We start from the raw sequence: 22,497 nt of genomic DNA, 5'->3' as shown, positions 1-22,497 counted from the left end.
ATGGCACGGGTGAACGACGAGGCCGCAGAGGCTCTGCAGGAGTACGCCGAGCTCTTCGCGCTGACCGGCGGCGACGCCTTCAGGGTGCGCAGCTACCAGAAGGCCGTCAAAGCGATCGCGGGCTACCCGCACGACCTGCGGCAGGTGAACGTCCGCGAGGTCCCGGGGGTGGGCGAGGCGATCGCCAAGAAGATCGAGGAATTCCTCGAGCGCGGCAGCTTCCGGCAGCTCGACGCGCTGCGCGAGCAGGTCCCCGACGGGGTCAGGCGGCTCACGAAGATCCCGACCCTCGGCCCGAAAACGGCCCTGATGCTCTACACCGACCACGGCATCGACTCCGCCGACTCCCTCGCCGAGGCGATCGGGGCCGGCCGGCTGAAGGGCGTGCGCGGCCTCGGCCCCAAGACCCTCGACAATCTGCTCAAGGGCATCGAGCAGATGCGGGCCTCCGGCGGCAGGGTCCATCTCGGGGTCGCGCTCGGCCTGGCCGAGCAGGTGATCGCCTCGCTGCCGGGCGCCGAGCGGATCACCTACGCGGGCTCCCTGCGCAGGTTCCGCGAGACCGTGGGCGACATCGACGTCCTCGCGGTCGGGCCGGTCGAGCTCATGGAGGTCTTCAGAGCCCAGCCCTACGTGACCGAGATCGTCGCGGCCGGGGACAAGAAGACCTCGGTCCGCACCGACAAGGGCGTCCAGGTCGACCTGCGGGTGGTGCCCGCCGAGTCGTGGGGCGCCGCGCTGATCTACTTCACGGGCAGCAAGGAGCACAACGTCCGGATCCGCGAGATGGCGGTCAAGAAGGGCTGGAAGCTCAGCGAGTACGGGCTGTTCGAGGGCGAACGGGTGATCGCCGCGGCCACCGAGGAGGAGATCTACGCGGCGCTCGGGATGCAGTGGGTGCATCCGGCGCTGCGCGAGGACGGCGGCGAGGTCGCCGCTGCGCTGAAGGGCGAGCTCCCGGCTCTGGTCGAGCTCTCCGACCTCAAGGGCGACCTGCACACCCACACCGATCTCACCGACGGCATCGCCTCACTCGAGGACATGGTCGCCGCGGCGGCCGCCCGCGGCTACTCCTACTACGCGATCACCGACCACGCGCCCGACCTGACCATGCAGCGGATGACCCTCGACAAGGCGCTGGAGCAGCGCGGCCAGGTCGAGGCGCTGCAGAGCCGGTATCCGGCGATGCGGCTGCTGCACGGCACCGAGCTGAACATCGCGCCCGACGGCTCGGTCGACTGGCCGCTGGAGGTCCTGGAGGGCTTCGACGTGCGGGTGGCGAGCGTCCACTCCCACTTCACCCAGTCCAGGGACGAGATGACGCGCCGGTTCATCGCGGCCTGCGAGAACCCGGGCGTCCACATCATCGGCCACCCCACCACCCGCAAGATCGGCAAGCGCCCGGTGGTCGACGCCGACTGGGCCGAGGTGTTCAAGGCCGCCGCCCGCACCGGCACGGCGATGGAGATCGACTCCTTCCCCGACCGCGCCGACCTCCCGTCCGACCTGGCCCGGCTCGCCAAGCACCACGGCGTCCGGTTCTCCATCGACTCCGATGCCCACGCCGTCACCCACCTGGAGAACCCGAAGTTCGGGGTCGGCATCGCCCAGCGCGCCTGGCTCACCCCCGACGACGTCATCAACACCTGGCCTCTGGAGCGCCTTCTGCACTTCCTGGGGCGCACTCCCTAGCATGGGCCCATGGCACAGGCTCTGCTGCGGGCGATGACGGGCAGACGGCAGGACGAGGAGCACCGGGCGGCGACACCGCTCGAGCTGTTCTTCGACCTCTGCTTCGTGGTCGCGGTGGCCCAGGCGGGCACGGCGCTGCACCACGCGGTCGGCGAGGGGCACGTCGCGCACGGTGTGGGCGCCTATCTGATGGTCTTCTTCGCCATCTGGTGGGCCTGGATGAACTTCACCTGGTTCGCCTCCGCCTACGACACCGACGACGTGCCGTACCGGCTCGCGGTGCTCGTCCAGATCACCGGGTCACTGATCATGGCCGCGGGGGTGACCCGCGCGTTCGACCGCGAGGACTTCACGGTCATCGTCATCGGCTACGTCGTGATGCGGCTGGCCCAGATCGCCCAGTGGCTGCGCGCCGCGGCCTCGCACCCCGCCCGGCGCGCGACCGCCCTGAGATACGCCGCCGGCCTGTTCGCCGTCCAGGTCCTCTGGGTGTCGCTGCTCTTCGTCCCGTCCGGCTGGCGGACGGCGGCCTGGGTCGTGTTCGCGCTCGCCGACCTTTCCGTCCCCGCCTTCGCCGAGCGGGCCGGAAGCACGAGCTGGCATCCGCACCACATCGCCGAGCGGTACGGCCTGTTCACGATCATCGTGCTGGGCGAGTCGGTCACCGCCGCGACCCTCGCCTTCAAGGACGCCTTCGACGTCCATGTGACCGCCGCTCTCCTCACCACCCTCGTCGGCGGCATCCTGATCATGTTCTCGCTGTGGTGGCTGTACTTCGGGAAGGACGCCGCCCCCCGGCTCACCGGGAGCCGGGCGGCCTTCGTCTGGGGCTACGGCCACTACGTCGTGTTCGCCGCCGGGGCCGCGGTCGGCGCGGGCCTGTCGGTGGCCGCGGCCCACGCCGTCCACGAGGGCCACGCCGGACGGCTCCTGTCCTCCGCCGCCGTCACCGTCCCGACCGCGGTCTTCCTGCTGATGATCTATCTTCTGCACCGGGAGGGCGGCCGGGGCGCCGTCCTGATCACCACGGCCTGCGCGCTGGTCCTGGCGAGCACCTTCGTGCCCGGTTCCGTCCTGGTCACCGGTGCCGTCCTGGCGGGCGTCGTGGCCCTCACGCAGGTGGAACGGTCACCCGCTTCCTGAGCGTGGCGACCGCCGTCGCGTTGCGGGCGGGCACCAGGGTCACGTGCTTCATCCGGGCCCGTTCCGGGGCCTGTTCGACCGCTTCCAGATCGAGCCTGAGCAGGGTCTCGCGCAGGATCACCCGCATCTCCAGCAACGCGAGCTGGGCGCCCACGCAGTAGCGGCGGCCGCCGCCGAACGGCATCCACGCCTTCGCCGAGCGTGCCGCCTCCTCGCCGAGGAAGCGCTCGGGCCTGAACGCGTCCGGGTCGGGGTAGTGGGCGGGGTCCCGGTGGATGAGGGCGATCAGCGGAGCGGCGAACCAGCCGGGCTCGACCCGGTGGCCGCCCAGATCCAGGGGCTCGTCGACGAGCCGGGGGGCGTCCCAGATGACGGGCCGCGACCGCAGCGCCTCCTTGACGGTCGCCTCCAGGTACTCCTGGGACTCCCCCGTCTCGATCTCCTCCCGCAGCCGTGCCAGGACCCCGGGGTTGCGCAGAAGCCGCTCGAAGGTCCACGCCAGACCCGTCGCGGTCGTCTCGTGCCCGGCCTCCAGCATCGTGATGAGCTCGTCGCGCAGCTCCTGGTCGGACAGCGGCTCGCCCGCCTCGTCGCGGGCGTCCAGCAGCCGGGCCAGGACGTCGGTGGCCTCCCCCGCCGGTTCGCTCCTGCGCCGCTCGATCTCGGCGAACAGCAGGGCGTCGACCTCGTCGCGGACGTTCGCGAACCGGGTGGAGGGCAGGAAGCGCAGCGACCGGGCGATCCGGCTGGTCTCCAGCCTCCGCCGGATCCCCTCCGGCGTCATCATGAGCACGTTCGAGCCGCCGACCTCCATGAGCGCGGGCAGCAGCACCCGCAGCCGTTCGAGATGGGCGCCGTCCCTGATCCCGAAGACCAGGCGCAGCATGACCTCCAGCGTGACGGCCTGCATGTGGTCGCGCAACGCCACCGGCCTGCCGAGGGGGATCCGGTCGACCTCGGCGATCGCGATCTCCGCGATCTCGTCGGCGTAGGAGGCGATGGCCCGGGCCCGCAGCGGCGGGGTCAGCACCTTGCGGTGCCGCTGCCAGGGGTCGTGGTCCAGGCAGAGCAGCGAGTTCTTGCCGACCACCGGCTCGAGGAAGCGCCGCCGCAGCTCTCCCGCCCGCCCGCCCGACGCGTCCAGGCCGTAGACCTTCTCCGCCAGTTCGATGGTGGTCACGAAGACCTCGGGCGGGAAGCCGAGGAACCTGAGGGCGAACACCGGCCCGTGCCGCCGGTGCATCCCCTCGAGGAGCCTGCCGGGATCACGCAGGAACCGGACGGTCTGGACGATCGACGGGACTCGGGTACCGGGGGGACGCATCGAACCTCCAACGATCTATACTTTTGTGTAAGACGTTTGTATACATGGGTATCATGACCGACGTGACAAGTCCACAGGCCGTCGGCGGCCATCGCGAGAGGCTCCTGGCCGGAGCGCTGGAATGCCTACGGGAGAAGGGCTACGCCAAGACCACCGCCCGGGACATCGTCGCCGCCTCCGGCACCAACCTCGCCTCCATCGGCTACCACTACGGCAGCAAGGAGGCCCTGCTCCAGGAGGCCGTCGCCGAGTGCTTCCGCGCCTGGACCGCCCGGGTCGAGGAGGCCGTCTTCCGCGGTGAGCTCGCCACCCCGCGCGAGATGCTCGAACGCGCGCTGGTCGCGCTGATCGACGTCTTCGCCGAGGTCAGGCCTCTCATGGACGCCTTCGTCGAGGCCTACGCCCCCGCGCTGCGCGACGAGGAGCTGCGGGCCAAGCTGGCCGCCGCCTACGCCGAGACCAGGGCCGCGGGGGTCGATCTGCTGCTGCGGGCGGCGGCAGCGGCGGACGCCGAGCCGCCCTTCGATCCGGCGGCGTTCGTCTCGGTCCTCATCGCCATCTCCGACGGCCTGATGCTCCAGTGGCTGGCCGACCCCTCCGCCACCCCCGACGCCCACCAGGTCATGGACGTCCTGGCGGGCCTGTCCGCCTTCCTCCGGTAGCCCGGATCAGCGGATCTGATCAGTAGAGCGGGGCCTTCGAGCCCAGATCCCCCGAGCGGTAGTGGCGGCGGCACAGGACCTGGTAGCGGACGGGCGCCTCATCGGTGTCCGCTATCACGACCTGCTCCCCGGCGCGCTGGAGCTCCCCGCCGGTGGTCCTGGCGTTGAGCTGCCCCGGACGGCCGCACCAGCAGAGCACCTCGACCTGGAGCCGGAAGACCTCGTCGGCCAGCTCGAACAGCCGGCGGGTGGCGGGGAACAGCTCGGACTTGAAGTCCGAGGCGAGGCCGAAGGCGTAGACGTCGACGTCGCAGTCGTCGACGAGATCCGCGAGCTGCTCGATCTGCCGGACCGTGTAGAACTGGGCCTCGTCGCAGATGAGGTAGTCGAGCCGGGGCATGGTGCCACGGACCAGCGTTTCGATGTCGAGGTCGTCGACGACCTCCAGGGCGTCCCCGCCGAGCCCTATACGGCTCGTGACACGGGGACCTCCCGACCTGTCGTGCTTCGTGAGCACCATGCCCTTGCGGCCCTGGCGGGCATGGTTGTAGTTGGTCTGCAGCGCCAGGGTGGACTTTCCGCAGTCCATGGGGCCGTAGAAGAACTTCAGTACCGCGTCCCGGTGCAGGCCGCTGACGCCTGCTGGAGGCACGGAAGACAACGCCGACAAATCACTCACGGGTGACCACTCTAGAGTGAACAGCGATGATCGCGTCGGCGTCCGGGGCGTGACGAGCGCCGCGTCAGGCCGTCAGGGCCTTCCACGTCGGGCCGTCGACGATTCCGTCGACCTTCAGTTTGCGGGACTTCTCGAAGTCGCGCACGGCGCCGTCGGTGTTCTTTCCGAACACTCCGTCCACGTCCAGATTCGCTCCGTGGACGTTGAGCAGGCCCTGGAGCCGCTCGACGTCGTGACCGCGCATCATCGGATCGGCCAGCTTGAGGGTCCGGCCGAGGGGCGTCTCGACGTCGGTGCCGAGGATGTGCGCGATCTCCGGGACGATCTCGTTGCGGTACTGCTTCAGCCGGACCGCGCCGGGGCAGGTGTGGGAGGCCTTGTTCCAGGCCTTGAACTGGGAGTGCCAGCCGAAGCCCTTCTCGTCGGTGTCCGTCACGATCCGGGCCGGGTTGCCCGTGGTCCGGCACCACCAGACGCCCAGCTTGATGATCGCGTCGACCTGGCGGGCGGTCCACGGGACGTTGCTCTTGGCCCCGTCGGAGGTCTCGACGGAGGTCGCGATCCGGTTGCCCGCGTACTGGGCGTCGGCGGAGTGGGCGAGGTCCTGCCACTGCCAGATCGCGCCGTCGCGGGCCTTGCCGTCCCACGAACCGCCGATGCCGAAGTGGGACTCGGTACCGCTGTAGCCCTGCTTGCGGAACATCGCCTCGGTTCCGGCGAGGTAGCCGGCCATGGTGTGGATGATGAAGACCCGGGGGACGATCTTCTCCTCGGTCTGCTTCGTACTCAAGGGCCGCTTGTCGGCGAACGGGCACCAGAGCTGCATGGGGGACTCCCGGTGAGGGTGCGAGAAATGTTGATCATCCAAGCACACCCGACTGAACGGAATTTGTCGCGAGTATCCCCATACTCGGTCTATCGCCCCTGATACCGCTCCCGCGCCTCGGCCACCTCGGGCATCCGGCTCTCGAGCCAGTGGATCAGCGGCACGAGCCGGTCGGCGGCCTCGGCGCCCAGCGGGGTCAGGCTGTACTCGGACTTCGGCGGGATCGTCTGCTCGACGACGCGCAGCACCATGCCGTCGCGCTCCAGCGCCTGGAGGGTCTGCGACAGCATCTTGTCGCTCACCCCGTCGACACGCCTGCGCAGCTCGTTGAAGCGGTAGGTGCCCTCCGACAGCGCCGCCAGCACGAGGATGCCCCACCGGCCGGTCAGGTGCTCCAGGGTCTCCCGCGACGTGCACCGCTTGGCGAACACGTCATACACGATCCGCTCGAACTCTTCCACGACCGCAGCTTACTCGCCGGGTTGTACTTTCTAGAAGTTAGTACTAACCTTTGATCTGTCAGATACTTCGGCTTGAGGAGAGTTCGATGATCGTTGTGACCGGTGCCACCGGACAGCTGGGCCGCCTCGTCGTCGAGGGGCTGAAGGAGAAGGCCGGAGCCGACCGGGTCGTCGCCGCCGTGCGGGCCCCGGAGAAGGCCGCCGATCTGGGCGTCGAGGTCCGTGAGGCGCACTACGACCGGCCCGAGACCCTGAAGGCCGCCTTCGCCGGCGCCGAGGTCGTCCTGCTGATCTCGGGAACCGACCACGGCAACCGGGTCCGCCAGCACTCGGCCGTGATCGACGCCGCCAAGGAGGCCGGCGCCCGCGTCGTCTACACCAGCGCCCCCTACGCCGACACCACGACCGCGAAGCTGGTCGGCGAGCACCGGGCCACCGAGACCTATCTGAGGGCCTCGGGCGTCCCCTTCACCATCCTGCGCAACAGCTGGTACCACGAGAACTACCAGGCCTCGATCGCCCACGCCCCGCAGGCGGGCGCGATCTTCGGCGCCGCGGGCGAGGGCCGGGTGGCCAGCGCCGCCCGCGCCGACTACGCCGCCGCCGCGGTGGCCGTCCTCACCGGCGAGGGCCACACCGGCGAGACCTACGAGCTGTCGGGCGACACCGCGTGGAGCCTCACCGAGCTGGCCGCGGCGATCTCGGCCGCCTCCGGCACGGCGGTGACCTACACCGACCTCCCGGAGGCCGAGTTCGCGAAGGTCCTCGCGGCCAACGGCCTCCCCGAGGCCGTCGCGGGCCTCCTGGCCGACGTCGACACCCACATCGCACAGGGCTGGCTGGAGCGCACCCCCGGCACCCTCGCCGCCCTCATCGGCCGCCCGACCCAGCCGATCGGCGACTACATGAAGACCGTGATCTAGGCCTCTATGCGGGCGGGGACGCGCGCAGGGACGAGGGGGCTGAGCAGGTCGGCGGCGTCCAGCAGCCTGACCTTGGAGGCGTCCAGGCGCCAGGGATAGAGGGCGTAGACCTCGGTTCCCCCGGGGAGGTCGAGGTCGGCCTTCACCAGGGCGGCGAAGCCGGGGTCCGGGGGCGGGGGCCGGACGTCGTCGGGCTCCCCGCCCGCGAGCAGCCGTCCGGTGAAGGCGTCCGCGTCCTCCCCCGCGCCCCTCACGTACCGGACGAGCGAGCCGTTCCCGCTCCTGACCGTGACGTTCGAGGCCCTGGCCCCCGCGTGCCAGCAGGCCAGCTCCCACAGGGTGACCCGGCCTCCCTCCCCGTACACCTGCTCGACGGCCTGCGCCAGCCGGCCGAGCCTGAGGCTGTAGCCGTGCACGTTCAGCCCGTGCCCGACCCCCGACAGGTCGAGGTCGACCCAGCGCATCCGCCGAGACCACAGGTCGGCCACGAACGGCACCAGCACCTTGGCCGGGCCCGCGAGGTCGAAGCGCTGTTCCACCGCGACCGGGTCGAACTGCCGTCCGGGAGAGCTCATCAGCCCGGCGAAACCGCGCCGCAGCCGGTCGAACGGCACCGTGTTGTAGGACAGCACGACCGGCACCGCGTAGCGGCCGCCCAGCATCCGCAGCGCGCGCAGGTCGAGATCGACGTACTCGGTCGCGCCGAGCGGGGCGGGCGCGGACGTCAGGTCACCGGAGTGGACCGCCGCGCCGTCCCCGAGCCTCAGCCCGGTGTAGTCGCACACGCCGACGAAGGCCCAGGACTCGTCGAAGACCGCCACCGACAGGTCGAGGTCGATGCGGGCGCCGTCCTGCTCCATCCAGTGCAGGAACAGCCGCAGGGGCCCGCGCGGGATCGGCTGGACGCTGCCGCGCGGCATCCGGACCAGCGCCGCCGACGCCGTCCTGTCGCTGGTGGGGGCCACGAGGTCGGCGAGGCCCGCGTCGAGCAGAGCCGATCCGACCCCGGGCAGTTCACGGGCCCGTGCCCGCAGCTCACCGGCCAGCAGCCCCGTCAGCGCCGCCCGGCGCTCCTCGCCGATGGGCGGGCGCCGGTCGGGGGCGATCCAGGTGGTCCCCCCGCGCGGGAAGAACACCCTCCTCCCGCCCTCCGGCGTGCGGATCTGCCCGAGCGCGGCGACGAGCACCCCGGGCGCGACCCGGGGCACGGCCTCGGCGACGGCCGCCTCCAGCGCCGGGGTCTCGAGCCTGGCCAGCCTGCCGAGCCTGCGGACCAGCTCGCCCGGCCGCTGGGCCAGCAGCCCGGCCGCGGCCCCGCCGTGCCGCATCGCCCGCTCGGTGTGGCCGGCGAAGGTCGTGACGCGCAGCCGCTCCCCGTCGAAGACGAAGGTCGCGGGGTGTTCCGCGGCCCGCTCCAGCACGGTCCCGCCGAACGCGGTGGCCGGGTCGAGCCGGGTGCGGCGCAGCGCCGCGAAGGCGGTCGCGACGCCCGGATGCCGCCGGTGGGACGCGAACGGATGCAGGACCTCGGCCGCGTGCTTCCACTTCTCGCCGTGCCGCCGCAGATCCTCGGCCAGCAGCGGGAGCGGCAGGCGTTCCATCCGGTCGAGCAGCGCCCGGCGCAGCCACCGGGGCGGTGAGACACGGCGGGGCGGCAGAGCGTCGAGCGCGGGGTCGCCGCCGGACAGCGCGAACAGCAGCCTCAGGACGTCCGTGGCCGTGTCCACATGCGCCTCGAGCAGCGGCGCCGGGTCGTCCACTGCGGGCAGCAGGACGGCCAGCGCCGCCGCCCTGGACGCACGGACCGGAACGCGCGGGGGCAGCCAGCCGGCCGAGGCGGGCAGGTTCTCGCCGAGCAGGACCGCGACGTCCGCCCGGTCGCGCTCCGACAGCGGGGTCTGCCGCGTCAGCAGCGACCGCAGCAGGTCGCGCGAGAGGCCGGCGGCGTCGGAGCCGTGGGCCAGCAGGATCGTCCGCCGGGCCGTCCCGGACGGCGCCCGCCCGGCCCGCTCCCTCGTGGGCCGCAGGAAGGCGTCCTTGGGATCGACGCGGCGGTGGCACAGCGGGCAGGCGGTGTACTCCCCGCCGTCCCAGCAGTTGCGGCAGACCAGATGGGCGCAGGGCCGGACCGGATGGACCGAGCGGCGATCGCCGCACAGCGCGCACGGCTGCTCGCGCTCCTGGACCAGCCGGGTGAACATCCGGCGCACGTACAGCTCGAGGGTGTCCTCGGGGACCGACTCGGGAAAGTGGCGGAACAGCGGCACGTGCAGGACGTCGGCGCCGACCTCCCGCTGGGCCAGGTCCACCAGCCTGCGGCCCGCGACGGCGAGCTGGTCGCCGGTCAGGGCTCCGAGTGCCGCGCGCAGATCGGCGGCGACCACGAATCCGAGCTCCACGAGGTCGGCCTCGAGGGCCATCAGCCCGTTGGCCACCTCGGCGCGCCTGCCCCTGCGCCCCCTGGCGGGCGGCACGGCCCCGTCGAGGAGCGTCTCCGGCACGACGACGCGCAGCCTGCGCATGAGCACCCCGGCCAGCCGATCCACCGAGTCTCATCACCTCATGTCGTCCAGCGCGCGATCGAGCGGTCGAGGGGCGGAGAGCGGACGCGCTGGATTCACGCGGAGAAGAAGGAAGCACGTCCAGGAGCCGCCCCTCGCGACCACCGTACCTCCTAGACTGTTGTCCGGGAGGGGGCGGTGAGAGCAGGAGAAAGGGCGCGGACGACGATCCGTCCACGCCCCGTCCGCGGCCTATTCCTCAGGCATCCGCTCCCCGCGGTCCCTGATGGCCCGTTTCTCCTGCTTGGCGGCGCGAGTGGCCTTGAGCGAGGCCTTCTTCGCCTTACCGGTGGTCTTCGCCGGCTTCTTCCTGGTGTCGCCCATGAGATCCCCCTGAATCGTCGGGCGCGCCCGTCGCGGGCACAGGGTCCACGCTGCCCGGCGCTCCACGGAAAAGAAACCCGAAAGACCCCCGAAACCGACAAAGAGGGATTCAAGTGAGCGATCTACAGTGTTCCGCCAAGGACTGCCGCGAGGCGGCGGACTGGGGGCTGCGCTGGAACAACCCGAAGATCCACACCCCGGAGCGCCGGAAGGTGTGGCTGGCCTGCGACGGGCACAAGGACTCGCTGACGTCCTTCCTCGACCGGCGCGGCTTCTTCAAGGACGCGGTGCCCGTGGGGGAGCTCAGCCCGTCGGACGGCTAGCCAGTTCCGACAGCCGGGCCGCCAGCTCCTTCGGGTCCCCGCCGCGGCCCACGGCCACGCCCAGGAGGTAGGCGGTCAACGGCGCGGCGGGCCTAGCCACGCCGTGGGCGACGTCCCTGGCCATGTCGAGGATCAGGTTCCGGTCCACGTCGGCGGGGTCGAGGCCCAGTTCGGCGCAGGCCGTCGCGATCCACTCGTCCATCAGCTCTCCTCGACGATCTTCCTGGCGTGCGCCAGGTCCTGCGGGGTGTCGCAGTCGAACCAATCATCGGGCACCGGCACCCGGACGGCCGCCAGGGGCTCCAGCAGGCCGCGCAGCGACGCCCCCCGGTAGGCCGCCAGGGCCTCGCGCAGCGCGTCCGCGGGCCAGACGCCCGTCAGCCACTGGTCGCGGCCGTCGCGGTCGACCAGGACGGCCCGGTCGTGGCGGCGCAGCCCGTCGATCACTCCGGCGGTCAGGAACGGCAGATCGGCGGCCAGCAGCGCCACGGCGGGCGACCGTACCTCCTCCAGCCCGGCCCGCAGCGCGGGGACCGGCCCGCCGCCCCGAGGCTCCTCCCGGACGAACACCGCGCCGGGCAGATCGTCGCGCGCCGGCCCGACGACGACCAGACGGCCCGCGTCCGCGACGGCCCCCGCGACCCTGACGATCAGCGGTACCCCGCCGACCAGGGCGCCGGGCTTGTCCCCGCCGCCGAACCTGCGACCCTCTCCCCCGGAGAGGATCACCGCGTCGTAGTCCACCGGCATGTGATCAGTCCCTGTTCAGCGGCCCGTAGTCGCGCTCGTAGGCGCTCAGGTTCTGTTCGAGGGCCTTCATCAGCTCCCACACCTGTGCGGGCGGGATCCGGATGCGGGAGACCACCCGCGCCGGGATCTGCACGTACTCCTCGCCCGTCGCGGTGTCCTCGAGCCGTTCCGACAGGCGGGTCTCTATCGCGAAGTCCAGGACGAAGGCCTCCTGGGTGCGCCAGACCGAGGCGAACCCCGCGAACACCCCCGCTTCCTGGTCCTCTCCGACGACGATCTCGACCCGATGCTCCAGCGACTCCTCGTTCACGGGACCATTGTCGCCCCCCGGTGGAGGAAAGGGTGTGATCACCCGCCGATCGCGGACATCGGCCTGTCGGGCTGGAGGAAGGCGGGGTCGTTGATGCCGTGCCCCGGCAGCTTGGCGGTGACCGAGGCGGCCCAGCGTCCGGCGATCTCCTCGTCGGAGATCCCGGCGCGCATGGCGTCGCGCAGGTTCGACTCCTCGCGGGCGAACAGGCAGTTGCGGATCTGGCCGTCGGCGGTGAGCCTGACCCGGTCGCAGGCCCCGCAGAACGGGCGGGTCACCGAGGCGATGATCCCGATCCTGGCGCCCTCGACGACGAAGGCCTGGGCCGGGGCGCTGCCGCGCAGTTCCGACGGTTCCGGCTCCAGCTCGAACCGCTCACTGAGCAGCGCCAGGGTCTCGTCCGCGGTGATCATGTTCTCGCGGGTCCAGCCGTGCTGGGCGTCCAGGGGCATCTGCTCGATGAAGCGGAGCTCGTAGCCGCGGTCGAGGCAGTACCGCAGGAGCGGCACGGCCTCGTGCTCGTTGACGCCGCGCAGCAGCACCGCGTTGACCTTGACGGGAGTGAGCCCGGCGGCGGCGGCCGCCTCGAGCCCGGCGAGGACGTCGGCCAGCCGGTCGCGGTGGGCGAGGGTCTTGAAGGTGTCCCGGTCGAGGGTGTCGAGGGAGACGTTGACCCGGTCGAGCCCGGCGTCCTTGAGCGGCCGCGCGAGCTTGGCCAGGCCGATGCCGTTGGTGGTCAGGGAGACCTCCGGCCGCGGCGACAGCGCCGTGGTCCGGGCGACGATCTCCGGCAGGCCGCGCCTCAGCAGCGGCTCTCCCCCGGTGTAGCGCACCTCGGTGATGCCGAGCGTCTCGACGCCGATCCGGACCAGGCGCAGCACCTCGTCGTCGGTGAGCAGCGACGGCTTGGGCAGCCAGTCCAGCCCCTCGGGGGGCATGCAGTAGCCGCACCTCAGGTTGCACCGGTCGGTCAGGGAGACCCGCAGGTCCGTTGCCTGACGCCCGTACGCGTCGACCAGTCGCACCCGCACCCTCCTCGCAGAATCGGCCCGTTCACCGGAAAAACCGGAATACGGCCAGCTTATTCCCTCCCGTTTCGCCGGTTCGCCGTATCGGCGCCCGATCAGCCCGCGAGTTCGCGGCGCCGTGCCCGGTAGGCGGCCACGTGCGCCCTGTTCCCGCAGGTCTTGGAGTCGCAGAATCTCCGGCAGCGGTTGCGGGAGAGGTCGACCAGGACCCGGCCGCAGCTGTCGGCGGCGCAGGTCCGCAACCGCTCGATCTCACCGGCCGACGCCACCTGGGCCAGGGCCATGCCGACCTCGGCCGCCAGGTGCTCGGTGATCCTGCTGCCGGGCACGTGGTGGTGGATGTGCCAGCCGTAGCCGTCGTGGTTCGTCAGCTGGGGCGCCGTCCGCACCTTGGCCAGCAGCAGGTTGACCAGCTCGACGACGGCCCCGGTCTCCTCGGCGCCGAAGACCTCGTGGAGATGCCCGCGCAGCCGGCGCACCTCGGCGAGGTCGGCCGGGGTGAGGGCGGGCACCCCGCTCATGTGGGCCTCGTCGATGAACCGCTGGAGGGCGTCCAGGTCGGGCAGCCCGTCGGCCCCGTCCGCGGAGGTGTTCACCAGGCCCACCGCGATGCCCAGGGCCCATTCAGTGTCGTGGGAGAAGATCACATCGCACCTGACGCGGGTCTTTGATACCGATCGCTGCCCCGGACAGTACCAGGCGGGGCGGTGCGGGGAATCCGTCAGCCGGCGACGCTGTAGTGCGGGTCGGCGACGACCGGATAGGCCGCGCCCTCGTGCTGGACCCGCATCACCAGGATGCTTCCCTCGATCTCGTAGAAGGCGCGGATCGGCCGGAAGAGGGAGTCACACGCCCAGGGGCTGTAGAACCGGCCGACCGTGGCGCCGTAGCGGAGGTTGACCACGTCGAATCCGCCGGAGGGCATCGGGTCGAGGGCGAGGCCGTCCGAGAGGGTGAGGGGGAAACGGAAGGCCGTGGGGGCCTCGGGACCGTGCACGACGGTGACCAGGCGGATCCCGTCGGAGGTCGTCTGGGCGACGATGTCGGTGTCGACGTCGACCCCGACGAACACCCGCAGGCTGGGGCGCAGCACCGTCGCCGCGCGGTCGCCCGCGGCGGCGTCGATGGCCAGGTGGATCTTGTTGCCGTCCTTTGTGGCCGCCCAGACGCCCTCCCGAGCCCGGGCGCCCCACTGGACGCCCTCGTGGTCGAGCTCCTGCGGTTCGACCTTCCCACGTGCCACCAGCACCTGGGAGGCGGCGTTCATCGCCGCGGTCGCCCCGTCACGCGCGTGCCGCATCGGCACTGCCCCCTCGCCTGTTTTCCGAAGCGCCACGACCGAGTCCGGTTGGCGCTGCTTTGGTTTATCACGTGTGTTAACCGGGCGAAGAACTTTGGCCCCTTCCAGCATCAAACCGTGAGGGATCGACCACTTACAGTTGCGGAGGGGCCTCGCCCGGGCCGTCGGGGGTGGTGGAGATCACCCCTCCGACCCCCCGGTCACCATGTGACCGTCCGGGTTCCATAATGGTCTGTCCCGCAGGGACGCGGAACCGAGGGGAGCGACAAAGATGAGCGAGCGACCAGGACTTCATGACGGACCGGACGGGCCTGCCACCGTCCGCATCACCGATCTGCCCGAGGCCGACCAGGAGTTCGTCCGGACCGAGCTGCGCCGCAACACCCCGCTGCACCATCTCCTCGCCCTGGAGATCATCGAGATCGGCGCACGGCACGCGATCGTCTCGATGCCGGTCCGGGAGGAGGCGTTCAACAGCACCGCCAACCTGCACGGCGGCGCCATCGCGACCCTCATCGACGTCGCCGCGGGCACCGCGGCCGCCCGCGGCTCGGGATTCCGTCCCGGCGAGCAGTCCCTCGTGACCGCGGACCTGCACGTCCGCTACCTCGGCCGACCGCACGGCGAGATGGTCTACGCCCGCGCCGAGGTCATCAAGGTCGGCCGCCAGCTCGTCATCGTCGACTGCCGGGTCACCGACGACGAGGAGCGGATCATCGCCTCGGCGGACTTCAGCATGATGATCGTCCCGCAGCGTGAGGCGCTCCGCCCCCTCGCCGACGCCCAGCCGCACGATCCCGATCTGTAATCACCGATAAATGGTTTGAATCGGCCGCGCCTTTTCTGGCTTCATTGTCCCGGCACCACCCGGCGACGAGAAAAGGAGACGGTGTTGCCTTACGAGATTTTGCGGGGCCGCACCGTTCCGATCCGGATGTGGACCGACCCCGCCGGCGTGGAGGACAGCGCGCTCCGCCAGCTGGAGAACGTGGCCTCCCTTCCCTGGGTGCACGGTGTGGCCGTCATGCCCGACGTGCACTACGGCAAGGGCGCGACGGTCGGTTCCGTCATCGCGATGAGGGACGCCGTCTCCCCCGCCGCGGTGGGCGTGGACATCGGCTGCGGCATGACCGCGGTGCGGTCGGACCTCACGGTGAACGACCTTCCCGACGATCTGGGAACCTTGCGGTCCAGGGTCGAGAAGACCATTCCGGTGGGCCGGGGAATGCACCGGAATCCGGTGGATCCCTCGACGGTCCCGCATCTGAGGGAGCGGGGCTGGTACGAATTCTGGAAAGGATTCGACGACCTCCATCCGGGCGTCAAGGTCAACCTCGGCCGGGTCAGGTCGCAGATGTCGAGCCTGGGCGGCGGCAACCATTTCTGGGAGTTCTGCGCCGACGACGACGGCTCGGTGTGGATCGTCCTGCACTCCGGTTCCAGGAACGTGGGCAACGTCATCGCCGAGCACCACATCGAGGCGGCCAAGAGGCTTCCGCACAACCAGGACCTGCCCGACCCCGATCTCGCGGTCTTCCTGTCCGGGACGGTGAAGATGGAGGAGTACCGCAGGGACCTGTTCTGGGCTCAGGAGTACGCGCGCCGGAACCGGGCGATGATGCTGGCGATGAGCCAGGGGGCGATCGAGGCGGCCTTCGCGGGCCGCAGGATCTCCTGGGACCGGCCGATCTCCTGCCACCACAACTACGTGGCCGAGGAGACCTACGACGGCGTCGATGTGATCGTGACCCGCAAGGGCGCGATCCGGGCCGGCCGGGGCGATCTGGGGATCATCCCGGGATCGATGGCGACCGGCACCTACATCGTCCGGGGTCTCGGCAACCCGCAGGCCTTCAACTCCGCGTCGCACGGCGCGGGCCGGCTCATGAGCCGCACCCAGGCCCGCAAGCGGTTCACCGTCGCCGACCTCGAGGAGCAGACCAGGGGCGTCGAGTGCCGTAAGGACTCCGGGGTGATCGACGAGATCCCCGGCGCCTACAAGGACCTGGAGTCCGTCATCGAGGCCCAGCACGACCTGGTCGAGGTCGTCGCCCACCTCAAGCAGCTGATCTGCGTCAAGGGATGAGCGCCCGCCAGGCGAGGCAGCGGCCCGGGAACGCCCGGGCCCCCGCCGACGGCATGAAGCTGCACCGGCGGTCCCTGCGCCTGGACGGACGGCCCTACACGGTCGTCACGCCCCGGCCGGGGACCACCGCCCGGTTCAGCACGAACTTCTTCCACGAGACCTGGCACGTGCTCTCCGACGATCGTGGAGCCCGCCTGTTCGGGCGGCTGCTGTGGGGCCTGGCCTACCAGGCGCGGCCGGGCACGGTCGTGGCGATCGGACCCGCGTTCCTCGACCCGACCCCCTTCGACGCCGATCCCGCCGACCCGATCGTCCTGCTGCCCGCCTGGCACACCGGGCTGACCCCGCGGGCGATCAAAGATCTGCGGACCGGGCTGCGCCGGGGCGGCTCCGACGGGACCGTCAGATGGCGCACCCCCGGCCTCGACGCCGCTCTCGCCGACGTGCGGGGCTGGTACCGGCGCACGGTCCCGGCGCACCACCACCGGGACTCAGGAGACGTGACCAGGGCGGGCGGCGCCATCGTCCTCCGCCCGGGCAGCGCCCTCGAGGCGCGGACGTGGGCGGTGTCCGCGGCAGACCTGGACTCGGCCCGGTACGGCACGGACCACGCCTACCTCGGCGAACACGGCCGGTGGCCGACCGGCGAGGTGCAGATCTTCCGGAACTACCGCGAGAAGATCGGCACGGCCCGCAGGGCACGGGCCGAGGTGCTGCGGCGACCCGGGACCCCGGCCGGCCCCGACGCGCTGCGCCGGGCCGTCTGGGACCAGGTCGCGGTGATCCGCGCCCGGTAGCGCGCACGGCCGGAGCGGGCAGGTGACCGCTCCGGACCGGCGGGTGCCCCGCTACCAGTGATCGGTGCCGAACTCCTCGCCGCTGGAGCCGTCCAGGAGCTTCAGGTCGGACTCGACCATCATCGCCACGAGTTCCTCGAAGGTGACATCGGGCTCCCAGCCGAGCTGCTCGCGCGCCTTCTTCGGGTCGGCGCAGAGCAGGTCGACCTCGGCGGGCCGGTTGTACTTGGGATCGAGGACCACGTGGTCCTCCCAGTTCAGCCCGACGGTGTCGAAGGCGAGCTTCACCAGGTGCCGGACCGACTGGGTGACGCCGGTGCCGATCACGTAGTCCTCGGGCGTGTCCGCGACCGTCATCATGTGCATGGCGCGGGCGTAGTCCCCGGCGAAACCCCAGTCCCTGCGCGCGTCGAGGTTGCCCAGGCGCAGCTCGGTGGCGAGACCGAGCTTGATCCGTGCCGCGCCCAGGGTGATCTTCCTGGTGACGAACTCGGGGCCGCGCCGGGGCGACTCGTGGTTGAACAGGATCCCGCTGACGGCGAACATGCCGTAGGACTCACGGAAGTTCTGGGTGATGAAGTGCCCGTAGGCCTTCGCCACCCCGTACGGGCTGCGCGGGTGGAAGGGCGTCAGCTCGTTCTGCGGGGTCTCGCGGACCTGGCCGAACATCTCCGAGGAGGACGCCTGGTAGAACCGGATCTGCGCGCGCGGATCCGGGGTGCGGGACTGGCTGATGCCGCTCACGACGCGGATGGCCTCCAGCATGCGCAGCGGGCCCATGCCGGTCACCCCCGCGGTGAGCTCGGCCTGCTGCCACGACAGCGGCACGAACGAGATGGCGCCCAGGTTGTAGACCTCGTCGGGCTGGACCCGCTCGACGGCCGAGATCAGGGAGCCCTGGTCGAGCAGGTCCCCCGCAGTGATCTTGATGTCGCCGATGTGTTTCCGGAGCCGCGCGACGTGCGGATTGGCCTGGCCGCGCACCAGGCCCCAGACCTCGTAACCCTCGGCGAGCAGGTGCTCCGCTAGGTACGACCCGTCCTGGCCGGTGATGCCGGTGATGAGCGCTCGCCTGGTCAGCGGAACCCCCCTCTGATGTGCCTGAAGGCACGGCCAACAAAAACCACGTACAAAACGTGTGAAAGACGAGGTTATCGACCTTGCGGTACTCCTGAGTAGTCCGGGGCACAGGAAGACCCGAACGGGGTTCGACTCGCCTGGAAGATCAGGGTGTGTGACGCTCCTCCAATGCACGAGGACAGGCCGCTCGTGGCGGTGTGCGCGACCGGTGAGATCATGCCGGGAGAGATCCGTCCGGTACCGGGATTCCCGATCCTCGTCTGCCGGTCCGGTGACTCACTGTATGCGGTCGCGGCGGTGTGCCCCCATTCCGGGGCGCTGCTCAAGAAGGGGAGCGTGGTGGAGGACTGTCTGGAATGCCCGCTGCACGGGGCCAGGTTCGCCCTGGCGGACGGGCGGATCCGGCGGGGACCGTCGAGCAGGCGCCTCGCCACGTATCCGGTGATCGTCACCGAGGGTGATATCTTCGTCTCCACCCGCCCGCACCCCCGGCGGACGTGGTGGAGCCGGTGAGCCTGCGCCTGGGCCGGCGCGTCCTGCCGGAGTTCTCGGTGATGGCCGTGGTCAACCGGACCCCCGACTCCTTCTTCGACAAGGGCGCGACCTTCGGCTTCGACGCCGCGATGGCGGCGGTGGACCGGGCCGTCGCCGAGGGGGCCGACCTGATCGACATCGGCGGGGTGAAGGCGGGGCCCGGCGACGACGTCGACGTCGCGGAGGAACTGCGCCGGGTCGTGGACACCGTGGCCGCCGTGCGCGACCGGCATCCCGACATCGTGATCAGCGTCGACACCTGGCGGGCGGAGGTCGGCGCGGCCGTGGCCGCCGCCGGGGCCGACCTGCTCAACGACACCTGGGGCGGCCCCGATCCCGAGCTCGCGGTGGTCGCCGCCGAGCACGGCCTCGGCCTGGTCTGCGCGCACGCGGGCGCCCAGGAGCCGCGCACCCGGCCGCACCGGGTCGCCTACGGTGACGTCCTGGCCGACGTGATCGGCCATGTGACGGCCGAGGCGGAGCGGGCCGTGGCGCTCGGCGTGCGCCGCGACGGCATCCTGATCGATCCGGCGCACGACTTCGGCAAGAACACCCGCCAGTCGCTGGAGATCAGCCGCCGCCTGGACGAGATGGTCGCGACCGGCTGGCCGGTCCTGGTGGCCGTCTCCAACAAGGACTTCATCGGTGAGGCGCTCGGCCGTCCGGTGGACAAGCGGGGCGTGGGGACGATGGCCGTGCTGGGCGTCTCGGCCTGGCAGGGGGCACGGGTCTTCCGTGTCCACGACGTCGCCGGGGCCCGGGCCGCCCTGGACCGGGTGGCCGCAATGCGCCGCGCGGCGCCCTGACCCACCTGGGCCCATGCCGGGAGGGCATGGAACGGACGGAACGGGTCTTGGCCGGGACCGTGAGCCCGATCACACCATGGGCGGGTCCCTCCCCTCCCTCCCCGAGGTGATCCGTGAAGCTCCGCGCCGCAGCCCTCAGCCTGGTCCTGCTCCCGATCGCGGCACCCGCCGCCCCCGCGCAGGGCAGGGCCCCGCGCTCCCTCCGCATCCTGCTGACCAACGACGACGGCTACGCCGCGCCGGGCCTGGCGGCCGTCCGGGAGGCCCTCACCGCGGCGGGTCACCGGGTGACGGTCGTGGCCCCGCTGACCGACCAGAGCGGTGTCTCCGCCGCGGAGACCCTGAGGTTCGGGCAGCCGATCTCGGCCCGGCAGCAGTCGCCCGGCGTCTGGTCGGTGGCGGGGACGCCCGCGGACTCGGTCATGTTCGGCGTCCAGGTGGTCTTCGGCGCGGCACCGCCCGATCTGGTGGTCTCGGGAGCGAACTTCGGCCAGAACACCGGCGCCATCGCCAACCACTCGGGAACGGTCGGCGCGGCCGTGACCGCCGACGAGCTCGGCGTCCCCGCCCTGGCCGTCAGCACCGAACTGGATCTCGCGGCGGGCCAGGAGGCGACGGTCCGGGCCTTCCCCGCCACCGCCTCCTATGTGGCGTCCCTCGTCGGACGTCTCGCCGCCGCGAGCAGGGGCCGGGTCCTCCCCGCCCACCTCGTGCTCAACGTCAACTACCCCATCGGGACCCCGAAGGGCACCCGGATCACCCGGCTGGGACGCACCTCGTTCGTGGTTCCGAAGTACGTCCCGGCCGGTCCCGACAGCTACGTCATCGCGCCGGACTTCCCCGCCGTCCCTGAGCCGGTCAAGGGCGCCGACACCACGGCCCTGGCCGCGGACCACGTCAGCGTCACGCCCCTGGACGCCGACTGGACCCTGGACGGCTCCGCCGCGCTCCTCGGTCTCCTCCCCTGAATCCTCTTCTAAGCGCCGGCCTCCTTGGCGAAGGCCAGGAACTCCCGGGCCAGCGCCGGGAGCGGCCGGTGGGCGTGGACCAGGCCGATGGTCCGGGTGATCGGGGGGATCAGGGACCTCAGGCTGAGCCCTTCGACGTCCTCGACCTGGTTGCGGTACCAGAGCAGGGAGCCTCGCCCGGCCCGCACCCAGCCGAGCCAGGCGCCCCGCTCGTCCGACTCGACGGCCACCACCGGGGTGGCGCCGATCCGGACGAGCATGGCGTCCATCTCGGCGCGCCGGGCGGTGCCCCTGGTCGGCATGATCAGGCGCAGCCCGTCGAGTTCCTTCAGCGGGACGGGGTCGCGCAGCTTGAGCCCGGGGGGCGAGATGAGGACCACCTCCCGCTGCTCGAAGGGGTGGGCCGCCAGGTCGCCCGGGACCGGAAGGTCGGTGACCGCGAGGTCCGCCCGGCCCGCCCGGATGGCGGCTCCGACGGCCTCGCGGCCGTCGCACCGCACCACCCGGACCCGGACGGCCGGCTGGTCCCGGGCGAACCGGGGCAGAAGCCTCCCGGTCAGCTCGGGCTCCAGCGTCGGCGTGGTGGCGATGCGCAACTCCGCGCCCCGCCCGTTCCCCCGTGTGACCGCCTCGATCGCGTCGACCGCCTCCAGCGCGATCCGGGCCTGGCGGACCACCTGCTCCCCCGCTACGGTCAACACCACCCCCCGTCCAGACCTGGCGAACAGCTCGATGCCCAACTCCCGCTCCAGTTCCCGTACCGCTCGTGAGAGCGCGGGCTGGGCGACGTAGAGCGCCTGTGCCGCCGACGTCATCGTGCCGTGGTCGGCGGTGGCCACGACGTAGCGCAACTGCCGCAGATTCATGCTTCGACGGTATGGCAGAAGTTCGTCACGGTCCGGGACATGACGGAAAGCCACCGGTTGTAACTAGTTACGTCGGAGGTTCACGAACGGTCGGGCAGATCCGCTGCGTAGGACTCCTTGACGACGTCGAGCACATGCCAGGAGTCGAGGTGCTGCACCCCGGACACCGAACGGACGGCGTCGAGGACGTCGACGAGCGAGGACGGAGACGACGCCTCCGCTCGTCCGACCAGGTCGAAGCGGCCGAACCCGGACGCCAGGTAGCGGACGCCCTCCAGCGCCCCCAGCTCCTGCGCGACCCGGCGGACGGCGCTCCCCGCGACGACCCCGAAGGCCGCCAGCTCCAGGCTCCCCAGCGCGGCCGGATCGGCCAGCCCGGTCACCTGGATGACGCCGGAGCGCATCAGGCGGACGACGCGGGCGCGCGTGGCGGCCTGCGAGAGCCCGATGATGCCGGCGAGACGGGTGTAGGGGGCGCGGCCGTCGCGCTGGAGCTCCTGCAGGAGTCTCCAGTCGATGTCGTCGAGGGCGACGTCGCCCAGCGGGCGGACGACCGAGTGGGCGTCCTTGGCGACCTCGACGGCCCGGAACACCTCGACGGAGTGGACCCCGCCGAGCTGCCGGATGTCGTCGACGACGGTGGCGAGCGCGCTGTCGTCCTTGGCCCTGGCCTCGGCGACGACGGCGTGCGGGCCGGTGGTCAGTCCCGCGAAGCACAGCGCGGGATGTTTGGCGAGCTCTCGGGCCACTTCCCTGGCGGGGCCGCTACTGGCGATGGACAGATGCCCCACCGCGCTGGCGCCGATCACCTGGGCGTGGACGATGCCCACGACGCGGACGACGCCGTTCTCCAGCAAGCTCTGCACTCGGGCCCGCACCGCGGTGCGGGAAAGTCCTACGCGGTCGGCGAGAGCCTGAAAGGTCGCCCGGCCGTCCCGTTGGAGTTCGCGGACCAGCACGGAGTCCACTGCATCCAGCACGGAAGTTCCTCCTGTCGTGGGGGGTGCCAGGCCGGTCGTGACCTGCTGTCATCAGACGCAAGATCCTTACATTT

The 22,497-nt window shown here is 71.4% G+C and carries 26 protein-coding genes; 11 read left to right on the top strand and 15 right to left on the bottom strand.

The window, feature by feature from the left end; genetic code table 11:
• Both polX and ABD785_RS08445 read left to right on the top strand, forming a co-directional pair.
• Positions 1-1,692, top strand: coding sequence for a DNA polymerase/3'-5' exonuclease PolX (polX, locus tag ABD785_RS08450; RefSeq protein WP_344824266.1), 1,692 nt, complete (start codon positions 1-3; stop codon positions 1,690-1,692).
• A 9-nt stretch (positions 1,693-1,701) separates the two neighbouring features.
• Complete coding sequence (locus ABD785_RS08445) at positions 1,702-2,835, top strand: low temperature requirement protein A (protein WP_344824263.1); 1,134 nt, start codon at positions 1,702-1,704, stop codon at positions 2,833-2,835.
• Here the strand turns inward: ABD785_RS08445 and ABD785_RS08440 are convergent.
• Positions 2,804-4,159: a cytochrome P450 gene (locus ABD785_RS08440; protein WP_344824261.1), complete on the bottom strand. Its 1,356-nt coding sequence runs from the start codon at positions 4,157-4,159 to the stop codon at positions 2,804-2,806. The genes ABD785_RS08445 and ABD785_RS08440 overlap by 32 nt on opposite strands.
• A 62-nt stretch (positions 4,160-4,221) precedes the next feature.
• On the opposite strand from ABD785_RS08440, the gene ABD785_RS08435 reads away from it, so the two are divergent.
• Positions 4,222-4,821: a TetR/AcrR family transcriptional regulator gene (locus ABD785_RS08435; RefSeq protein WP_344824258.1), complete on the top strand. Its 600-nt coding sequence runs from the start codon at positions 4,222-4,224 to the stop codon at positions 4,819-4,821.
• A gap of 19 nt (positions 4,822-4,840) precedes the next feature.
• On the opposite strand, the gene ABD785_RS08430 is transcribed toward ABD785_RS08435, so the two are convergent.
• From ABD785_RS08430 to ABD785_RS08420, 3 genes are all read right to left on the bottom strand, one after another.
• Positions 4,841-5,500 carry a thymidine kinase gene (locus tag ABD785_RS08430; protein WP_344824255.1) on the bottom strand — a complete coding sequence of 220 codons (660 nt, stop codon included), beginning with the start codon at positions 5,498-5,500 and terminating at the stop codon, positions 4,841-4,843.
• A 64-nt stretch (positions 5,501-5,564) separates the two neighbouring features.
• The gene (locus ABD785_RS08425; protein ID WP_344824252.1) at positions 5,565-6,326 is read right to left on the bottom strand and encodes a peptidoglycan recognition protein family protein; all 762 of its coding nucleotides are present in this window, start codon (positions 6,324-6,326) and stop codon (positions 5,565-5,567) included.
• A gap of 89 nt (positions 6,327-6,415) precedes the next feature.
• Positions 6,416-6,787: a winged helix-turn-helix transcriptional regulator gene (locus tag ABD785_RS08420; RefSeq protein WP_344824249.1), complete on the bottom strand. Its 372-nt coding sequence runs from the start codon at positions 6,785-6,787 to the stop codon at positions 6,416-6,418.
• 86 nt (positions 6,788-6,873) lie between these two features.
• Here ABD785_RS08420 and ABD785_RS08415 point away from each other — a divergent pair, with 86 nt between their 5' ends.
• Positions 6,874-7,710 (top strand): SDR family oxidoreductase, encoded by an 837-nt coding sequence (locus tag ABD785_RS08415; RefSeq protein WP_344824247.1) that lies wholly within the window; start codon positions 6,874-6,876, stop codon positions 7,708-7,710.
• On the opposite strand, the gene ABD785_RS08410 is transcribed toward ABD785_RS08415, so the two are convergent.
• Together ABD785_RS08410 and ABD785_RS08405 are read right to left on the bottom strand one after the other, a co-directional pair.
• Positions 7,707-10,256: an MXAN_6230/SCO0854 family RING domain-containing protein gene (locus ABD785_RS08410; RefSeq protein ID WP_344824244.1), complete on the bottom strand. Its 2,550-nt coding sequence runs from the start codon at positions 10,254-10,256 to the stop codon at positions 7,707-7,709. The two genes, ABD785_RS08415 and ABD785_RS08410, sit on opposite strands and share 4 nt — an antisense overlap.
• Before the next feature lie 207 nt (positions 10,257-10,463).
• Entirely contained in the window at positions 10,464-10,595 is a 132-nt protein-coding gene (locus ABD785_RS08405) for a hypothetical protein (RefSeq protein ID WP_344824241.1), read from the bottom strand.
• A 113-nt stretch (positions 10,596-10,708) separates the two neighbouring features.
• Between ABD785_RS08405 and ABD785_RS08400 the strand changes: the two genes are divergently transcribed.
• A complete protein-coding gene (locus tag ABD785_RS08400; RefSeq protein WP_425547748.1) occupies positions 10,709-10,918 on the top strand; it encodes a hypothetical protein in 210 nt (69 codons plus the stop codon).
• Here ABD785_RS08400 and ABD785_RS08395 read toward each other — a convergent pair.
• The 6 genes from ABD785_RS08395 to ABD785_RS08370 all read right to left on the bottom strand — a co-directional run bounded on the left by ABD785_RS08395 (position 10,899) and on the right by ABD785_RS08370 (position 14,306).
• Entirely contained in the window at positions 10,899-11,120 is a 222-nt protein-coding gene (locus ABD785_RS08395; RefSeq protein ID WP_344824239.1) for a DUF6457 domain-containing protein, read from the bottom strand. The genes ABD785_RS08400 and ABD785_RS08395 overlap by 20 nt on opposite strands.
• Positions 11,120-11,668, bottom strand: coding sequence for a molybdenum cofactor guanylyltransferase (gene mobA / locus ABD785_RS08390; protein ID WP_344824237.1), 549 nt, complete (start codon positions 11,666-11,668; stop codon positions 11,120-11,122). Before mobA ends, ABD785_RS08395 begins: the two co-directional genes overlap by 1 nt.
• A 4-nt stretch (positions 11,669-11,672) precedes the next feature.
• Positions 11,673-11,978 (bottom strand): DUF3467 domain-containing protein, encoded by a 306-nt coding sequence (locus ABD785_RS08385; protein ID WP_344824233.1) that lies wholly within the window; start codon positions 11,976-11,978, stop codon positions 11,673-11,675.
• Between the two features lie 38 nt (positions 11,979-12,016).
• Positions 12,017-13,009 carry a GTP 3',8-cyclase MoaA gene (moaA, locus tag ABD785_RS08380; RefSeq protein WP_344824230.1) on the bottom strand — a complete coding sequence of 331 codons (993 nt, stop codon included), beginning with the start codon at positions 13,007-13,009 and terminating at the stop codon, positions 12,017-12,019.
• A gap of 92 nt (positions 13,010-13,101) precedes the next feature.
• Positions 13,102-13,653: a CGNR zinc finger domain-containing protein gene (locus tag ABD785_RS08375; RefSeq protein WP_344824228.1), complete on the bottom strand. Its 552-nt coding sequence runs from the start codon at positions 13,651-13,653 to the stop codon at positions 13,102-13,104.
• A 74-nt stretch (positions 13,654-13,727) separates the two neighbouring features.
• Positions 13,728-14,306 carry a hypothetical protein gene (locus tag ABD785_RS08370; protein ID WP_344824225.1) on the bottom strand — a complete coding sequence of 193 codons (579 nt, stop codon included), beginning with the start codon at positions 14,304-14,306 and terminating at the stop codon, positions 13,728-13,730.
• A gap of 271 nt (positions 14,307-14,577) precedes the next feature.
• Between ABD785_RS08370 and ABD785_RS08365 the strand changes: the two genes are divergently transcribed.
• The 3 genes from ABD785_RS08365 to ABD785_RS08355 all read left to right on the top strand — a co-directional run bounded on the left by ABD785_RS08365 (position 14,578) and on the right by ABD785_RS08355 (position 17,189).
• The gene (locus ABD785_RS08365) at positions 14,578-15,114 is read left to right on the top strand and encodes a PaaI family thioesterase (RefSeq protein WP_344824222.1); all 537 of its coding nucleotides are present in this window, start codon (positions 14,578-14,580) and stop codon (positions 15,112-15,114) included.
• A 126-nt stretch (positions 15,115-15,240) separates the two neighbouring features.
• A complete protein-coding gene (locus tag ABD785_RS08360; RefSeq protein WP_425547755.1) occupies positions 15,241-16,392 on the top strand; it encodes an RtcB family protein in 1,152 nt (383 codons plus the stop codon).
• Positions 16,389-17,189: a hypothetical protein gene (locus ABD785_RS08355; RefSeq protein WP_344824216.1), complete on the top strand. Its 801-nt coding sequence runs from the start codon at positions 16,389-16,391 to the stop codon at positions 17,187-17,189. Before ABD785_RS08360 ends, ABD785_RS08355 begins: the two co-directional genes overlap by 4 nt.
• Before the next feature lie 51 nt (positions 17,190-17,240).
• On the opposite strand, the gene ABD785_RS08350 is transcribed toward ABD785_RS08355, so the two are convergent.
• Entirely contained in the window at positions 17,241-18,251 is a 1,011-nt protein-coding gene (locus ABD785_RS08350) for a GDP-mannose 4,6-dehydratase (protein WP_425547754.1), read from the bottom strand.
• Between the two features lie 186 nt (positions 18,252-18,437).
• Here ABD785_RS08350 and ABD785_RS08345 point away from each other — a divergent pair, with 186 nt between their 5' ends.
• The 3 genes from ABD785_RS08345 (at position 18,438) to surE (ending at position 20,577) form a co-directional block, all read left to right on the top strand.
• Positions 18,438-18,782, top strand: coding sequence for a Rieske (2Fe-2S) protein (locus tag ABD785_RS08345; RefSeq protein WP_344824213.1), 345 nt, complete (start codon positions 18,438-18,440; stop codon positions 18,780-18,782).
• Between the two features lie 41 nt (positions 18,783-18,823).
• Entirely contained in the window at positions 18,824-19,609 is a 786-nt protein-coding gene (folP, locus tag ABD785_RS08340) for a dihydropteroate synthase (RefSeq protein ID WP_344825608.1), read from the top strand.
• A 113-nt stretch (positions 19,610-19,722) separates the two neighbouring features.
• Complete coding sequence (surE, locus tag ABD785_RS08335) at positions 19,723-20,577, top strand: 5'/3'-nucleotidase SurE (protein WP_344824210.1); 855 nt, start codon at positions 19,723-19,725, stop codon at positions 20,575-20,577.
• Positions 20,578-20,585: 8 nt separating this feature from the next.
• On the opposite strand, the gene ABD785_RS08330 is transcribed toward surE, so the two are convergent.
• Together ABD785_RS08330 and ABD785_RS08325 are read right to left on the bottom strand one after the other, a co-directional pair.
• A complete protein-coding gene (locus tag ABD785_RS08330; RefSeq protein ID WP_344824207.1) occupies positions 20,586-21,443 on the bottom strand; it encodes a LysR family transcriptional regulator in 858 nt (285 codons plus the stop codon).
• Positions 21,444-21,523: 80 nt separating this feature from the next.
• The gene (locus ABD785_RS08325) at positions 21,524-22,423 is read right to left on the bottom strand and encodes an Lrp/AsnC family transcriptional regulator (protein WP_344824204.1); all 900 of its coding nucleotides are present in this window, start codon (positions 22,421-22,423) and stop codon (positions 21,524-21,526) included.
• Positions 22,424-22,497: the final 74 nt, after the last annotated feature.

This window comes from Actinocorallia longicatena, from assembly GCF_039534125.1.
Lineage (GTDB): Bacteria > Actinomycetota > Actinomycetes > Streptosporangiales > Streptosporangiaceae > Actinocorallia > Actinocorallia longicatena.
This window is presented reverse-complemented; position numbering and strand designations above follow the sequence as displayed.

Coding starts and splice junctions, on each gene's coding strand:
- ABD785_RS08445 (WP_344824263.1), top strand. CDS start 1,702: ATGGCACAGGCTCTGCTGCGGGCGATGACGGGCAGACGGCAGGACGAG.
- ABD785_RS08415 (WP_344824247.1), top strand. CDS start 6,874: ATGATCGTTGTGACCGGTGCCACCGGACAGCTGGGCCGCCTCGTCGTC.
- ABD785_RS08370 (WP_344824225.1), bottom strand. CDS start 14,306: ATGCGGCACGCGCGTGACGGGGCGACCGCGGCGATGAACGCCGCCTCC.
- ABD785_RS08395 (WP_344824239.1), bottom strand. CDS start 11,120: ATGGACGAGTGGATCGCGACGGCCTGCGCCGAACTGGGCCTCGACCCC.
- polX (WP_344824266.1), top strand. CDS start 1: ATGGCACGGGTGAACGACGAGGCCGCAGAGGCTCTGCAGGAGTACGCC.
- mobA (WP_344824237.1), bottom strand. CDS start 11,668: ATGCCGGTGGACTACGACGCGGTGATCCTCTCCGGGGGAGAGGGTCGC.
- ABD785_RS08440 (WP_344824261.1), bottom strand. CDS start 4,159: ATGCGTCCCCCCGGTACCCGAGTCCCGTCGATCGTCCAGACCGTCCGG.
- folP (WP_344825608.1), top strand. CDS start 18,824: ATGGCCGTGGTCAACCGGACCCCCGACTCCTTCTTCGACAAGGGCGCG.
- ABD785_RS08330 (WP_344824207.1), bottom strand. CDS start 21,443: ATGAATCTGCGGCAGTTGCGCTACGTCGTGGCCACCGCCGACCACGGC.
- ABD785_RS08360 (WP_425547755.1), top strand. CDS start 15,241: ATGTGGACCGACCCCGCCGGCGTGGAGGACAGCGCGCTCCGCCAGCTG.
- ABD785_RS08425 (WP_344824252.1), bottom strand. CDS start 6,326: ATGCAGCTCTGGTGCCCGTTCGCCGACAAGCGGCCCTTGAGTACGAAG.
- ABD785_RS08355 (WP_344824216.1), top strand. CDS start 16,389: ATGAGCGCCCGCCAGGCGAGGCAGCGGCCCGGGAACGCCCGGGCCCCC.
- ABD785_RS08365 (WP_344824222.1), top strand. CDS start 14,578: ATGAGCGAGCGACCAGGACTTCATGACGGACCGGACGGGCCTGCCACC.
- ABD785_RS08345 (WP_344824213.1), top strand. CDS start 18,438: ATGCACGAGGACAGGCCGCTCGTGGCGGTGTGCGCGACCGGTGAGATC.
- ABD785_RS08405 (WP_344824241.1), bottom strand. CDS start 10,595: ATGGGCGACACCAGGAAGAAGCCGGCGAAGACCACCGGTAAGGCGAAG.